The organism is Pseudescherichia sp. (genome assembly GCF_031979925.1).
GTDB lineage: Bacteria > Pseudomonadota > Gammaproteobacteria > Enterobacterales > Enterobacteriaceae > Pseudescherichia.
Genome location: NZ_DALZFB010000011.1, coordinates 40,220 through 53,769, shown reverse-complemented (window position 1 = coordinate 53,769; position 13,550 = coordinate 40,220). Strand labels below are relative to the sequence as shown.

The following is a 13,550-nucleotide window of genomic DNA, read 5'->3' as shown; positions in this document are numbered from 1 at the left end:
TTTAGTCTAACGTCTCGTTAAAAAAGAAAATTTAGGTTATATCTGATTATGGCGCGGATTGGCCGGGAATATGGCTCCCAGCACGCTAGCCTGCGAAGCACCGGTGACGGAGGGCAGATTACCCGGCAGACCGGCAACGGTGCGCCATGCCAGCCAGGCAAAGGCCAGTGCCTCCATGTCGTCCCCGCTAATGCCAGCCTCATCGGTGGTGCCGACTTCAATACCCGGCAGCAGGCCGGCCAGGCGCGCCATCACCAGCGGATTGCGTCCCCCGCCGCCGCAGACCAGCAGACGCTCGCAGCCGCCGCTCAACAGCACCTGCTCAGCCACGCTGACTGCCGTCAGCTCCGCCAGGGTGGCCTGGACATCACTTCCCGAGAGGCCCGGGAAGTGGGCGAGCTGGCGCTCAAGCCAGCCATAGTTAAAGTACTCCCGTCCGGTGCTTTTCGGCGCGGGCCGGGCAAACCACGGATCGCTAAGCATCTGCTGGAGCAGCGGGATAATGACTTTACCCGCGCTTGCCCACCGAGCATCTTTATCATAGGGCTGGCCCTTCTGCCGCCAGATCCACGCGTCCATCAGCATGTTACCTGGACCGGTGTCATAGCCTCTGACCGGCTGGTCCGGGAAGAGCAGCGAGAGGTTGGCGATACCGCCAATATTGAGCACCATACGCCGCTCTACCGGATGCGCAAGCAGCGCCTGATGAAAGGCGGGTACCAGCGGCGCACCCTGGCCGCCGAGGGCGATATCCCGGCGGCGGAAATCCCCCACTACCGTAATCCCCGTGCGGGCGACGATCTGGTTGTTATCGCCTATTTGCAGCGTATGCGGCGCGTCACCAACCGGCTCATGCCAGACGGTCTGCCCGTGACAACCAATGGCGACGATATCCTGCGGGCGCAGGTTCTCCTGTTTGAGCAGCGCCAGGACCGCATCGGCAAACAGTTTACCCAGCCGGCTATCAAGCTGCCCGAGCTGGGAGAGGGTAAGCTGCTGACCCTGACAGATATTGAGAATGGCCTCTTTTAGCGACACGGGTATCGGCCAGCTCAGACTGGCCTGCTGCGCCACCATGCGATCGTCAATCGCCGCGAGAACAACGTCTACCCCATCAAGACTGGTGCCTGACATGACGCCAATATAGCGACCCGATTTCATATGCCGTCCTTATCTGTCTGCGTGGCTGAAGATCTCTACCCAACCCTAAAGTGATGACCAGGGGATGTATAGCGCTATTGTGATCTTTCGGTCTGGATTTGCACAGGTAAACTTGTCCATTTTTGGCTGGTTTAGGTAAAGTTAAGCTCTGCAATCGTACTATTTTCGCATTGTTTTGGCGGAAGGTATGACCTGATATCTTTAAATGCCATATAATTTAGAGATGACGGATGCCCGTCCGAACGTATTTAGGTGAACAGGAGATTCATAGATGATTTTACGTACACTGGCAGTTTCCCTGGTTGGCTTTACTCTGGCAGGCTGCGTGAATGACAGCAGCCTCTCCGGCGACGTTTACAGCGCATCCGAAGCGAAACAGGTACAAAATGTCACTTACGGTACGATTGTTAACGCACGTCCGGTACAGATTCAGGGCGGTGATGAGAACAACGTGATTGGTGCGTTGGGTGGTGCGGTGCTGGGTGGCTTCCTCGGTAATACCGTCGGTGGTGGTTCGGGTCAATCATTGGCAACAGCCGCAGGCGCTGTGGCAGGTGGCGTGGCCGGTCAGGGCGTACAGGGTCGTTTTAATAAGAGCCAGGGTGTAGAGCTGGAGATCCGTAAAGACGACGGCAACACCATTATGGTTGTGCAGAAACAGGGCGATACCCGCTTCGCTGCGGGCCAGCGCGTCGTACTGGCCAGCAATGGCAGCCAGGTCACCGTTTCCCCGCGTTAATCATTATCGTGGCCGCCGCAGCGGCGGCCATTTGCCCTCTCCGCCATTAAAAAAGCCCTGCTTTCGCAAGGCCTTTGTCAGCGTTAGTCACGCGATTGTAACTCAATAATATTATGCTCTAGTCGGCCAATCAGGCTGATGAGCTGCTCCAGCTCGCTGGCAGAGATACCGGCGAGGATCTCACCCCGCGTTTTATTGATAACGGATTCCATCTCATCAATGATCGGGGCGGCTTTCTCAGTGAGCTTGATACGTTTCGCACGTCGGTCGCTGGCACAGGTTTGCCGGGAGATAAGCCCCTTCTCCTCCAGCTGATCGAGCGTACGCACCAGCGATGGCTGTTCAATGCCGATCGCTTTTGCCAGTTGAATTTGCGACTGTTCAGGCGGCAGCTGATGAATGTTATGCAGCGTTACCCAGTGCGTCTGCGTCAATTCCAGAGGTTTTAGGCGATGGTCAATCAGTGCACGCCAGATACGTACTAAACGTGCCAGATCAGAACCCAATGGCGATTCCAATTTCATCTCCTTATAATTAGCTTGCTAAGTTATTATGCTGATTTTAGAATAGTGTGCAATATTTATATTTCCAAAACAAACGTATTACTTATTTTTACCTAATGCTGACTCAATCAGCGTAGAGCAGAAAAAGAGTGTGTTTACGTGGTTTTTGCTAAACCTATAAACAATGATAGTTAATGCCAAGGATTACGATTTGTGACGCTTACGCTTAATACGGCAGGATTGCCCTTACGGGATCTCGTGGTCGGTGCCTCTCTCTATTTTCCTCCATTTTTCAGCGCGTTCGCCTGCGGATTCGTTCTCTGGCTGGTGGCGCATCGACTTTTGCGCGACTGGATCTATTCGGGGGAAATATGGCATCCCCAGCTGATGGATCTATCGATCTTTACGCTTTGCGTCTGCCTGAGTTTCGTATTGCTGATTGCGTGGTGAGTATGTCGCTTAAAACAGTTAAATATTTTTCTACGATTGCGATCGCCGTTGTCGCGGTGCTGGCGGGATGGTGGTTATGGAACTACTACATGCAATCCCCGTGGACCCGCGATGGCAAAATCCGCGCCGAGCAGGTGAGTATTACGCCCCAGGTTTCCGGCAGCATTACCCGGCTCACTATTAAAGACAACCAGTTCGTTAACGCTGGCGACCTGCTGCTGACCGTGGATAAAACGCCTTTTAACATAGCGATACTTGATGCGCAAGCCGGGCTGGCTAAAGCGCGATCGGATCTGGCAAAAGCGACTAACGAAGCAAGCCGCCGCCAGCATTTATCACGCAATTATATCTCCGCAGAAGATATGGATACCGCAAACCTCAACGTTAAAGCGGCCCAGGCCAGCGTCGAGGCAGCCGAAGCGGCGTTAAAACATGCGCAATGGCAGCTTGAGCAGACCGACGTTCGCGCGCCGGTCGCGGGCTGGGTAACCAATCTTTCGACCCGAACAGGGGATTACGCCACCACCGGCAAGCCACTGTTCGCTCTTGTCGACAGTCACTCTTTTTATGTCATGGGTTATTTCGAAGAGACAAAACTGCGCCATATTCGCGAAGGCGCGCCAGCCGTTATTACCCTTTATAGCGGCAACGTAAAGTTACAGGGTCACGTTTCCAGCGTGGGTCGCGCTATCTACGATCAGAGCGTAGAGAGTGATTCTGGTTTAGTGCCCGACATTAAGCCAAATGTTCCCTGGGTGCGCCTGGCTCAGCGCGTGCCGGTACGGATAGAGTTCGATTCGCTTCCCCGTGACATTACGCTGATCTCCGGTACGACATGCAGCGTTGCAATTGGTCAGCGCTGATGAATGTTTCGTGGTTAAGCTGGCGCAATATGCCCTGGTTTAAGGCGACGAGCGGTCAATGGCGATATGCATTACGTAACGCCATCGCCATGTGCCTCGCCTTAACGCTCGCCTACGGCTTTCAACTGGACGAGCCGTACTGGGCGATGACCTCCGCTGCGGTGGTAAGCTTTCCAACGGTGGGCGGCGTTATCAGTAAAAGCCTCGGTCGTATTGCTGGCAGTATGTTGGGCGCTACGGCGGCCCTGATCATCGCAGGCCACACCTTAAATGAGCCGTGGCTTTTTTTAGTCAGCATGGCAGCCTGGCTCGGCCTGTGTACCTGGGCCTGCGCATATTTTACCAATAACGCCGCTTACGCTTTTCAGCTCTCGGGCTATACCGCCGCTATTATTGCCTTCCCGACCGTTAATCTCATAGATACCGTCCAGCTGTGGGATATCGCTCAGGCCCGCGTTTGCGAGGTCGTGCTGGGTATACTTTGCGGCGGATTGATGATGATGATCCTGCCCAGCACCTCGGATGGAACCACCCTGCTTACCGCGTTGAAAAACATGCATGCGCGTTTACTGGAACATGCCGGCCTGCTCTGGCAGCCTGATACCAACGATGCCATTCGTTCCGCGCACGAAGGCATCATCAACCAGATCCTGACCATGAATCTGCTGCGCATTCAGGCGTTCTGGAGTCATTACCGCTTTCGTCGCCAGAATGCCCAGCTTAACGCGCTGCTGCACCACCAGCTACGGCTGACCAGCGTTATTTCCAGCCTTCGCCGCCTGCTGCTAAACTGGCCGAGCCCGCCGCCGCAGACGCGTGAGGTCATTGAACAGTTGCTGTCTGCGCTTGCCACTCCTCGTGTGGATCCTTACAGCATTGCACGAATTATCGCCCCGTTACGCCCCCATGACGATAGTGACTATCACCACCTCGCCTTTTGGCAACGGCTACGCTATTTTTGCGCACTTTATCTGCAAAGCAACCGCGGGCTGCGAGCGCTGGAAAACGGCTCACCCATCTCCTTGCAAACCGCCCGCCGCAGCCGTGGCCTGGCGCGTCATACCGATAGCACGGAAGCCTTGTGGAGCGGTATACGGACCTTCTGTACGTTAATGGTGGTGGGGGCGTGGAGTATTGGAACGCAATGGGAGTCCGGTTCCGGCGCTCTATCTCTGGCGGCCATTAGCTGCGTGCTCTACTCAATAGTCGCTACCCCGTTTAAATCGCTCAGCTTGTTGATGCGGACTCTCGTGCTGCTGTCATTATTCAGCTTCGTGGTGAAGTTTGGCCTGATGGTGCAAATAACTGAACTCTGGCAATTTTTGCTGTTTCTTTTTCCCCTTCTGACCTCCATGCAGTTACTGAAGCTGCAAATGACGAAGCTGGCAGGGTTATGGGGTCAGCTGATTGTGTTTATGGGGTCGTTTATCGCCGTGACCAATCCGCCTGTGTACGACTTTGCTGATTTTCTGAATGATAACTCGGCAAAAATCGTCGGGGTTGCTCTCTCGTGGCTGGCCTTCGCTATTCTGCGTCCCGGCTCGGACGCCCGTAAAAGCCGCCGCCGTATACGCGCCCTACGCCGCGACTTCGTCGATCAGCTCAGCCGTCGTCCGTCGCACAGTGAATATGAGTTTGAATCGCTGGCTTATCATCACATCAGCCAGCTCAGCAACAGTCAGGACGCGCTGGCCCGCCGCTGGCTGTTACGTTGGGGAGTGGTACTACTCAACTGCTCGCATGTTGTCTGGCAGCTTCGTGAGTGGGAAACCCGTTCCGATCCGCTTTCGCGTGTCAGAGACGTCTGCATTGCCCAGTTACGCGATGTAATGAGCGAGCGGGGAGTTGAGCAACGCCACCTGGCCAGCACGCTGCAACGGTTACAGCGTATCTGCGATACTTTATCTCATCACCATCAACCCGCCGCCCGGGAGCTGGCGGCGCTTATTTGGCGGCTACAGATATCACTGTCGCAGCTTGTACAAGCGCCACCACCGGGGATGCTAACGTGATTAGTTAATTACACCACAAGCGTAGCGCGCCCCGCCGCCGCCTAACGGCTCCGGTTTGTCGGAGTAGTTGTCGCCACCCACGTGGATCATCAGCGATCTGTTTTTCACCTCATCCAGCTTTTTCAGACGCGGGGAGACCACTGGCTGAGTGGCTTTGCCATCGTTATTGACCTGAAGCACGGGCAGATCCCCCGTATGCCCCGCGCCTTCTGGACCCTCATGTTTGCCAGTGGTGTGTGGATCAAGATGCCCACCCGCCGCTTCAGCTGCCGAAGGTTTGCCCTCCTTCATAGCAGGCTCGCAGGTCCCTTTCGCGTGCACGTGGAAACCATGATCGCCGGGCGGGAGCGCTTTCAGATCCGGCGCAAATTCCAGCCCTTTATCGGTTTCAGTGATTTTCACCGTCCCGATGGACTGACCCACGCCTTGAGACGTAACAAGGTTCATTTCAACCTCTTCACTGGCAGCCTGCGCACCGGTGCAGGCTAACAGCGTTATTACAGCCAGACTTAATCGCTTCATTTGACCTCCGGTTAGTGTCTGTTCCCCCTGAAGTTTAAAACAGGAAAGCAAATTTCACCGGAGAATCAGATAATCAGCTATTAAGGCACATCGTACCCGAGCGCGGCTTTACGGATGCGGAACCACTGTTGGCGGGTAAGCGTGAGCGCTTCAGCGGCAATCGCCGCACGCACGCGCTCGATTTTGCCAGAGCCGATAATCGGCAGCGGCTTCGACGGCAGCGTCATCACCCAGGCATAGACCACCTGTTCAATGGATTCAGCATTGATCTCCTGAGCGACCTGAGCCAGCTCGTCGCGCAGCGGCTGGAAAGCCTCATCGCTAAACAACTGTCCACCGCCGAGGCAGGACCATGCCATTGGGCGAATACGCAGCTGCTGAAGCTGATCAAGGGTACCGTCTAACAGCAGGGGCTGATGTACCGGGGAGATCTCAACCTGATTAGTTGCCAGAGTGAACGGCAGACGCGACTGCAATAGCGCAAACTGGGCCGGGGTAAAGTTAGAGACGCCAAAGTGGCGCACCTTTCCGCTCTGATGAAGCTGAAGAAACGCCTCGGCGACCTCGTCAGCATCCATCAGCGGATCGGGGCGATGAATCAACAGCAGATCGAGGCGATCGGTCGCCAGGTTGACAAGCGACTGCTCGGCGCTGCTGATAATGTGTTGCTTATCGGTAACGTAGTGGCCAATAACGTGCTCGGGACGCGCGGTAGTGGCAATACCGCATTTGGAGACGATCTCCATGCGCTCACGCAGATGGGGCGCAAGCTTAAGCGCTTCGCCAAACGCCGCTTCGCACTGATAGCCACCATAAATGTCGGCATGATCGACCGTAGTGATGCCCAGATCCAGATGCGCCTCAATAAAGCTGACCAGCTGGCGTGGAGACATGTTCCACTCCATCAGACGCCAGTAGCCCATAACGAAACGTGAAAATTCCGGCCCCTGAGGCGCGAGGGTAATACGCTGAACCATAACCGCTTCCTTTCTTTGCAAAGAGACAGGCAAAGAGTATACGGAAAATAGCGCTTAAAACAGTGAGGGCTGCTGCGGATCTTCGCCAGCCGGTTGGCTACCGGCACGCCTTTTGCGCAGGGCGCGCTGATGGCAGAGACGCAGCACGTTCTGCTTTTCGCTATCGCTCATACGCTGCCAGTTAAAACGTTCATCCCGGCTGCGCAGGCAGCCCCGGCAGTAACCCTGCTCATCGGTCTGACAAATTCCCCGGCATGGGCTTAAAATGGGGAAAAACTCCAGCTGTTCCGGCACGTCCTTCCTCCTGTTAACGATCCATACATACTATTGAAGACGCCCGTCCGCCAGAAAGCAACCCTTGCATTAGACCAAATGGTCTATTAGAGTAAAGATCATGAACAGAGATACCGAACATGATACCCGTGAACACTTACTGGCAACCGGCGAGCAGCTTTGTATCCATCGCGGGTTTACCGGCATGGGGCTAAACGAGCTATTAAAGACGGCGGAAGTGCCGAAGGGCTCGTTCTATCACTATTTTCGCTCGAAAGAGGCGTTCGGGGTGGCCATGCTTGAGCGTCACTATGTTGGCTATCACCAGCGGCTGGCGCACCACTTCGCACATGGCAACGGCAACTACCGCGATCGTTTAATCGCCTATTTTCAGGAGACGCTGAGCCAGTTCTGCCAGAAGGGAGTTATCAGCGGCTGTCTGACGGTGAAGCTCTCTGCCGAAGTGTGCGATCTCTCGGAAGATATGCGTAGCGCAATGGACAGAGGCGCAAGCCGCGTCATCGCGCTGCTGGCCGAGGCGCTGGAAAACGGGCGCGAAACCCGCTGCCTGACGTTTGAGGGCGATGCCTTCATCCAGGGGCAGGTACTCTATGCTCTGTGGCTGGGTGCCAATTTGCAGGCTAAAATTTCTCGCAGTGCCCTGCCGCTGGAGAGTGCGGTGGCACATGCTAAAACTATACTTATCACGCCTGAGTAACACAGGCGTTTTATTTGACCATTAACTAGTCGACCGGTCTATTCAGGAGAAGCTATGTCGAACAAACTGTTTACCCCGCTGAAAGTGGGTGCGATTACCGCGGCAAACCGCGTTTTTATGGCTCCGCTGACACGTCTGCGCAGCATTGAGCCGGGTGATATCCCTACCCCGCTGATGGGCGAATACTACCGTCAACGCGCCAGCGCCGGGTTAATCATCAGCGAGGCAACACAGATCTCTGCCCAGGCTAAAGGTTATGCGGGCGCCCCAGGCCTGCACAGCCCTGAGCAAGTAGCTGCCTGGAAAAAGATCACCGACGGCGTTCACGCTGAAAAGGGTCAGATCGCGGTACAGCTCTGGCATACCGGTCGTATCTCTCACGCCAGCATCCAGCCGGGTGGCAACGCACCGGTGGCCCCGTCGGCAATCAACGCCGGGACCCGCACCTCGCTGCGTGACGAAAACGGTAACTCCATTCGTGTCGATACCTCTACGCCTCGCGCGCTGGATATCAGCGAGATCCCAGGCATCGTTGACGACTTCCGCCATGCCGTCGCTAACGCCCGCGAAGCCGGTTTCGACCTGGTGGAGCTGCACTCCGCCCACGGCTACCTGCTGCACCAGTTCCTCTCCCCGTCAGCGAACCAGCGTACCGATGAGTACGGCGGCAGCGCCGAGAATCGCGCCCGCCTGGTGCTGGAAGTGGTCGATGCCGTAAGCAAAGAGTGGAGCGCGGAGCGTATCGGCATCCGTCTTTCACCGATCGGTACTTTCCAGAATACCGACAACGGCGATAACGAAGAAGCGGACGCGCTCTACCTGATCGAAGAGTTAGCCAAACGCGGCATCGCCTATCTGCACCTCTCCGAGCCGGACTGGGCCGGTGGTCAACCCTATACTGAAGAGTTCCGTGAAAAAGTGCGTGCGCGCTTCCACGGCCCGATCGTCGGTGCCGGTGCCTATACGCCTGAAAAAGCAGAAGAGCTGATCGCCAAAGGGCTGATCGACGCGGTGGCATTTGGTCGCGACTACATTGCTAACCCGGACCTGGTCGAGCGCCTGCAGCGCAAGGCCGAGCTGAACCCGCAGCGCCCGGAGAGCTTCTACGGCGGCGGCGCGGAAGGCTATACCGACTACCCGACGCTGTAACCGGTACGCCGTCACTGGCATTGATAGCGGCAGGGATCCGCCGCTATACTAAAATAGACTTTATGACTTAAATGCCTGAGCAAAAAAACGAAAGAGGATATTATGCGCTTACTTCACACCATGCTGCGCGTTGGCGACCTGCAACGCTCCATTGAGTTCTATACTAAGGTTCTGGGAATGCAGCTGCTGCGCACCAGCGAAAACACCGAATATAAGTACTCGCTGGCATTCGTTGGCTACGGCCCGGAGAGCGATGAAGCGGTGATCGAGCTGACCTACAACTGGGGCGTAGATAGCTACGAGCTGGGCACTGCCTATGGTCATATTGCCCTGAGCGTGGAGAACGCAGCAGAAGCCTGCGAGCGTATTCGTCAGAACGGCGGCAACGTGACCCGCGAAGCCGGTCCGGTTAAAGGCGGCACCACCGTTATCGCCTTTGTTGAAGATCCAGACGGTTATAAAATCGAGCTGATCGAAGAGAAAGACGCGGGCCGCGGCCTGGGTAACTGATCTCTGCGGGCGCTTTCTGCGCCCGTTGTTTCATCTGTGCTATACAATCCCTACCCAAAGTTTGCCATAATGCGCGCTGCTTTTTCCTGTATTAAGAGATCCTATGTCCGATAACGCACAGCTCACCGGTCTTTGCGACCGTTTCCGTGGTTTTTACCCTGTCGTGATTGATGTTGAAACCGCCGGGTTTAATGCCAAAACCGATGCGCTACTGGACATTGCCGCCATAACGCTAAAAATGGATAACGACGGCTGGCTGATGCCTGAGAGCACCCTGCACTTCCAGGTTGCACCCTTTGAAGGGGCCAACCTGGTGCCTGAGGCGCTGGCGTTCAACGGCATCGATCCCAGCGACCCACTGCGCGAGGCGGTAAGCGAATACGATGCTCTGCACGCGATTTTTAAGATGGTGCGCAAAGGAATTAAGGATTCCGGCTGCAACCGCGCCATTATGGTGGCCCACAATGCCACTTTCGATCACGGCTTTATGATGGCCGCTGCTGAACGTGCCTCGCTCAAGCGTAACCCGTTCCACCCCTTCGTGACTTTTGATACCGCCGCCCTGAGCGGGCTGGCGCTGGGACAAACCGTCTTGTCAAAAGCCTGTGCGGCCGCTGGCCTGCCGTTTGACAGCACCCAGGCCCACTCCGCGCTGTACGATACGCAACAGACCGCCCTGCTGTTCTGTGAAATCGTCAACCGCTGGAAACGGCTCGGCGGCTGGCCGCTGCCGATTGTCGCTGACGAGGCATAACGCCGCGCGTAAAACAAAAAAGCCGCTCGATTGAGCGGCTTTTTTTATACGGCGCGCAACGCTTACTCTGCGTCAGGCTCTTCCGTTTTGTACTTCGCCGCCGTCTCTTTGATCAGGGACTGCAGCTCGCCGCGCTGGTACATCTCGATGATGATATCGCAACCGCCAACCAGTTCACCATCTACCCACAGCTGCGGGAAGGTCGGCCAGTTAGCATATTTTGGCAGCTCGGCGCGGATATCCGGATTCTGCAGGATATCAACATAGGCAAAACGCTCACCACAGGCGGAGAGCGCCTGTACCGCCTGGGCGGAGAAGCCGCAGCTTGGCAGCTTAGGGGAGCCTTTCATATACAGAAGGATCGGGTTTTCAGCGATCTGCTGCTGAATTTTCTCTACGGTTGTGCTCATTGTCTTGCTTCCTTAACTTCTTACGGCGTGATGTGACATTCTAGCTTTTCACACCAGCGGGTAAAATAACATTTTGTTCACCAACCGTTAGTTTATCGCCTGAAGGGTAAAGTTGCCGTAAAAATTGTGCTGCTTAGCGTTTTGGCTTCACAACTGGTTATCTCGTGAGCATTAAAAATGGATAAATGGTGCTTTTTTTTGCGCTTGCTAACGAAACAGAGCTGTGATGCAAAAAGTTTATTAACCTTTTGGCATTTTATGCTTTAGAATCGACGAGTTTTGTAAATCACACGCATGTCGTATTCGTTACTTGACTCACTCAGGGGATTGCTCAGTGGCGCGGATAAATAAAATCTCGATCACGCTCTGTGCTTTAGTTTTTGCCTCGCTGACGTTCACGCCGCTGGCCGGGGCGTCCGAACAGGCGCGGCCCTCTGCCGTGCAAAAAACGCATTTGGCAAAAACATCAGAGCGAAAGAGTAAAAGCACTCATCAAAAGACATCAAAGAAAAGCAGTGGCACTGCAAAGAACACAACGAAAAAAAGCAGCACAAAGGCTAGCACCGTTAAAACCGCCTCCTCCAGCACCAAACGCGCGTCTAACAGCGCGAAAGCCAGCAAAGTCGCCTCCCGCCGCACGAAAAACAGCCCAGATAAAACGGCTTCCGTCGCTATGGCGCAAAAGTGCACCGTGCGTAAAGGCCATAAAGCGCGCTGCGTAAAAGCAAAAGAGGGCCAACCGGAGACGCTGGCGGATCTGCATAAGGCCCGGGTGCAAAAAGCCCAGAAGACAGCAATGAATAAATTGATGGATCAGATCGGCAAGCCCTATCGCTGGGGTGGCTCCTCCCCGCGTACCGGCTTCGATTGCAGCGGTCTGGTCTATTATGCTTATAAAGATTTAGTTAAGTTCCGCATTCCACGGACGGCCAATGAGATGTATCACCTGCGCGATGCTTCTCCGGTAAATACCGGTGAGTTGCAGAGCGGCGATCTGGTCTTCTTCCGTACCCAAGGCCGGGGCACCGCCGATCACGTCGGCGTCTACGTCGGTAACGGTAAATTCATTCAGTCTCCGCGCAGCGGCCAGGATATTCAGATCACCTCCCTGAGCGAAGATTACTGGCAGCGCCACTATGTGGGCGCGCGCCGGGTGATGACCTCTAAAACTCTTCGTTAATGCAGAGCCCCGCCAGCCGTGGCGGGGCTTTTCTTCAGTGTTACTCGACCGCGTATTCCCGTTCGGCCTGGCCACGCCCTGAAATCAGCACCAGCAGCAGCGCCAGAACTGCAATCAGCGCCCCGGTCACCGGAACAACGCTGTACCCTAGCCCGCTGGAGATCACTACCCCACCCGCGGCTGCGCCCAGCGCGTTACCGAGATTAAACGCACCGATATTAACGGATGACGACAGGCCTGGTGCCTCATGGGCTACGCGCATCACTCGCATCTGTAGCGGCGGCACCACGGCAAAGGTCGCGGCTCCCCAGATGACCATGCTCACCGCCGCGCCCAGCTCGTTACGCGCCAGAAGCGGGATCGCCAGCATAATCACGATCAGCAGCAGGAAAAAGCCCTTCAGGGTACCGCTTACGGAGCGATCCGCCAGCCTACCGCCCAGGTAATTACCGATGGAGAAGCCAACGCCTATCAGCACCAGCATCGCGGTAACAAACAGCGGCGTAGCATGAGTAATCTCATGCAGCACTGGCGCAATATAGGTATAGAGGGTAAACATTGCCCCTGCTCCCAGCACGGTAGTCAGCAGCGCCGACAGCACCTGCGGACGCACCAGCACAGCCAGCTCTTTACGCACCTCTGGACGCTCCCCGGCGCTGCCTTTCGGCAGGGAGAAGAAGAGGCTCAGGATTGAGATCACACCAAGGCCCGCCGTGGCAAGAAACGACATCCGCCAGCCGATGGTTTCACCCAACCAGGTCGCCGCCGGTACACCGCCGATGTTAGCGATGGTCAGCCCCATGAACATGGTGGCTACCGCGCTGGCCTGCTTCTCTTTCGGTACTACGCTTGCCGCGACCACCGAACCAAGACCAAAGAATGCGCCGTGGTTAAGGCTGGTGATAATACGCGACAGCATCAGGGTGGTGTAGTCTGGGGAGATAGCTGACAGCACATTACCCAGGGTAAAGATCGCCATCAGGAAGATCAGCGCGCTGCGGCGAGCACGATGAGAAAGCAGCAGCGTCATCAGCGGCGCACCCACCATGACGCCAATGGCATAGGCGCTAATGAGCATTCCCGCTGCCGGTATAGAGACATCTACCCCTCGGGCGATAGTCGGCAGCAGACCCATCGGAGAGAATTCGGTGGTCCCAATGCCAAATGCCCCGATCGCCAGGGCCAGCAGGGGAAAGTTGATTTTCATTTTTTTGACTCCAGAATTGCCGTGTCGAACAGGCGACACCGTCACAGAAGCCAAAAGCATGACATTTATCACAAAAAAACAGAAGTTATCAATCTAACAAAAGTTTATTGCCATTTTGATAA

16 protein-coding genes are annotated in these 13,550 nt (G+C 55.6%); 9 read left to right on the top strand and 7 right to left on the bottom strand.

What is annotated here, in order from left to right; all coding sequences use genetic code 11:
* Positions 1-36: 36 nt before the first annotated feature.
* Complete coding sequence (anmK, locus tag RTM13_RS16755; RefSeq protein WP_312213428.1) at positions 37-1,161, bottom strand: anhydro-N-acetylmuramic acid kinase; 1,125 nt, start codon at positions 1,159-1,161, stop codon at positions 37-39.
* 271 nt (positions 1,162-1,432) lie between these two features.
* On the opposite strand from anmK, the gene slyB reads away from it, so the two are divergent.
* Positions 1,433-1,900 (top strand): outer membrane lipoprotein SlyB, encoded by a 468-nt coding sequence (gene slyB, locus RTM13_RS16750; protein ID WP_312213425.1) that lies wholly within the window; start codon positions 1,433-1,435, stop codon positions 1,898-1,900.
* 83 nt (positions 1,901-1,983) lie between these two features.
* Here slyB and slyA read toward each other — a convergent pair whose 3' ends face one another.
* A complete protein-coding gene (slyA, locus tag RTM13_RS16745; protein WP_312213423.1) occupies positions 1,984-2,424 on the bottom strand; it encodes a transcriptional regulator SlyA in 441 nt (146 codons plus the stop codon).
* A 192-nt stretch (positions 2,425-2,616) separates the two neighbouring features.
* On the opposite strand from slyA, the gene RTM13_RS16740 reads away from it, so the two are divergent.
* Genes RTM13_RS16740 through RTM13_RS16730 form a run of 3 tightly spaced genes read left to right on the top strand, consistent with a single transcriptional unit; the run spans position 2,617 to position 5,728 of the window.
* Entirely contained in the window at positions 2,617-2,853 is a 237-nt protein-coding gene (locus RTM13_RS16740) for a DUF1656 domain-containing protein (protein WP_312213421.1), read from the top strand.
* Positions 2,854-2,855: 2 nt separating this feature from the next.
* Positions 2,856-3,716: an HlyD family secretion protein gene (locus tag RTM13_RS16735; protein ID WP_312213419.1), complete on the top strand. Its 861-nt coding sequence runs from the start codon at positions 2,856-2,858 to the stop codon at positions 3,714-3,716.
* Positions 3,716-5,728: an FUSC family protein gene (locus RTM13_RS16730; protein WP_312213578.1), complete on the top strand. Its 2,013-nt coding sequence runs from the start codon at positions 3,716-3,718 to the stop codon at positions 5,726-5,728. The genes RTM13_RS16735 and RTM13_RS16730 overlap by 1 nt, the downstream gene beginning before the upstream one ends.
* Here the strand turns inward: RTM13_RS16730 and sodC are convergent, their stop codons facing one another.
* The 3 genes from sodC to RTM13_RS16715 form a co-directional block, all read right to left on the bottom strand.
* Positions 5,729-6,250, bottom strand: a complete 522-nt coding sequence (sodC, locus tag RTM13_RS16725) for a superoxide dismutase [Cu-Zn] SodC (RefSeq protein ID WP_312213417.1) — start codon at positions 6,248-6,250, stop codon at positions 5,729-5,731. It abuts the gene before it with no gap.
* 80 nt (positions 6,251-6,330) lie between these two features.
* Positions 6,331-7,227: an aldo/keto reductase family oxidoreductase gene (locus tag RTM13_RS16720; protein ID WP_312213415.1), complete on the bottom strand. Its 897-nt coding sequence runs from the start codon at positions 7,225-7,227 to the stop codon at positions 6,331-6,333.
* Positions 7,228-7,281: 54 nt separating this feature from the next.
* On the bottom strand, positions 7,282-7,521 hold the full coding sequence (locus RTM13_RS16715) for a DUF1289 domain-containing protein (protein WP_312213413.1): 240 nt from the start codon (positions 7,519-7,521) through the stop codon (positions 7,282-7,284).
* A 100-nt stretch (positions 7,522-7,621) separates the two neighbouring features.
* On the opposite strand from RTM13_RS16715, the gene RTM13_RS16710 reads away from it, so the two are divergent.
* The 4 genes from RTM13_RS16710 (at position 7,622) to rnt (ending at position 10,631) form a co-directional block, all read left to right on the top strand.
* Positions 7,622-8,218 (top strand): TetR/AcrR family transcriptional regulator, encoded by a 597-nt coding sequence (locus RTM13_RS16710; RefSeq protein ID WP_312213411.1) that lies wholly within the window; start codon positions 7,622-7,624, stop codon positions 8,216-8,218.
* Positions 8,219-8,272: 54 nt separating this feature from the next.
* Entirely contained in the window at positions 8,273-9,367 is a 1,095-nt protein-coding gene (locus RTM13_RS16705; protein ID WP_312213409.1) for an alkene reductase, read from the top strand.
* A 102-nt stretch (positions 9,368-9,469) separates the two neighbouring features.
* Positions 9,470-9,877 (top strand): lactoylglutathione lyase, encoded by a 408-nt coding sequence (gene gloA, locus RTM13_RS16700; protein ID WP_312213407.1) that lies wholly within the window; start codon positions 9,470-9,472, stop codon positions 9,875-9,877.
* 103 nt (positions 9,878-9,980) lie between these two features.
* Positions 9,981-10,631, top strand: coding sequence for a ribonuclease T (gene rnt, locus RTM13_RS16695; protein ID WP_312213406.1), 651 nt, complete (start codon positions 9,981-9,983; stop codon positions 10,629-10,631).
* Positions 10,632-10,693: 62 nt separating this feature from the next.
* Here the strand turns inward: rnt and grxD are convergent, their stop codons facing one another.
* Positions 10,694-11,041, bottom strand: a complete 348-nt coding sequence (grxD, locus tag RTM13_RS16690; protein WP_312213405.1) for a monothiol glutaredoxin 4 — start codon at positions 11,039-11,041, stop codon at positions 10,694-10,696.
* A 334-nt stretch (positions 11,042-11,375) separates the two neighbouring features.
* Here grxD and RTM13_RS16685 point away from each other — a divergent pair, with 334 nt between their 5' ends.
* Complete coding sequence (locus RTM13_RS16685) at positions 11,376-12,221, top strand: NlpC/P60 family protein (RefSeq protein WP_312213404.1); 846 nt, start codon at positions 11,376-11,378, stop codon at positions 12,219-12,221.
* Positions 12,222-12,261: 40 nt separating this feature from the next.
* Here the strand turns inward: RTM13_RS16685 and RTM13_RS16680 are convergent, their stop codons facing one another.
* Positions 12,262-13,428, bottom strand: a complete 1,167-nt coding sequence (locus RTM13_RS16680) for an MFS transporter (RefSeq protein ID WP_312213402.1) — start codon at positions 13,426-13,428, stop codon at positions 12,262-12,264.
* Positions 13,429-13,550: the final 122 nt, after the last annotated feature.

Bases quoted from the DNA above. Each gene is read 5' to 3' on its own strand.
- gloA (WP_312213407.1), top strand. From the start codon at position 9,470: ATGCGCTTACTTCACACCATGCTGCGCGTTGGCGACCTGCAACGCTCC.
- sodC (WP_312213417.1), bottom strand. From the start codon at position 6,250: ATGAAGCGATTAAGTCTGGCTGTAATAACGCTGTTAGCCTGCACCGGT.
- rnt (WP_312213406.1), top strand. From the start codon at position 9,981: ATGTCCGATAACGCACAGCTCACCGGTCTTTGCGACCGTTTCCGTGGT.
- anmK (WP_312213428.1), bottom strand. From the start codon at position 1,161: ATGAAATCGGGTCGCTATATTGGCGTCATGTCAGGCACCAGTCTTGAT.
- RTM13_RS16730 (WP_312213578.1), top strand. From the start codon at position 3,716: ATGAATGTTTCGTGGTTAAGCTGGCGCAATATGCCCTGGTTTAAGGCG.
- RTM13_RS16705 (WP_312213409.1), top strand. From the start codon at position 8,273: ATGTCGAACAAACTGTTTACCCCGCTGAAAGTGGGTGCGATTACCGCG.
- RTM13_RS16680 (WP_312213402.1), bottom strand. From the start codon at position 13,428: ATGAAAATCAACTTTCCCCTGCTGGCCCTGGCGATCGGGGCATTTGGC.
- slyB (WP_312213425.1), top strand. From the start codon at position 1,433: ATGATTTTACGTACACTGGCAGTTTCCCTGGTTGGCTTTACTCTGGCA.
- RTM13_RS16735 (WP_312213419.1), top strand. From the start codon at position 2,856: ATGTCGCTTAAAACAGTTAAATATTTTTCTACGATTGCGATCGCCGTT.
- RTM13_RS16710 (WP_312213411.1), top strand. From the start codon at position 7,622: ATGAACAGAGATACCGAACATGATACCCGTGAACACTTACTGGCAACC.
- grxD (WP_312213405.1), bottom strand. From the start codon at position 11,041: ATGAGCACAACCGTAGAGAAAATTCAGCAGCAGATCGCTGAAAACCCG.
- slyA (WP_312213423.1), bottom strand. From the start codon at position 2,424: ATGAAATTGGAATCGCCATTGGGTTCTGATCTGGCACGTTTAGTACGT.
- RTM13_RS16720 (WP_312213415.1), bottom strand. From the start codon at position 7,227: ATGGTTCAGCGTATTACCCTCGCGCCTCAGGGGCCGGAATTTTCACGT.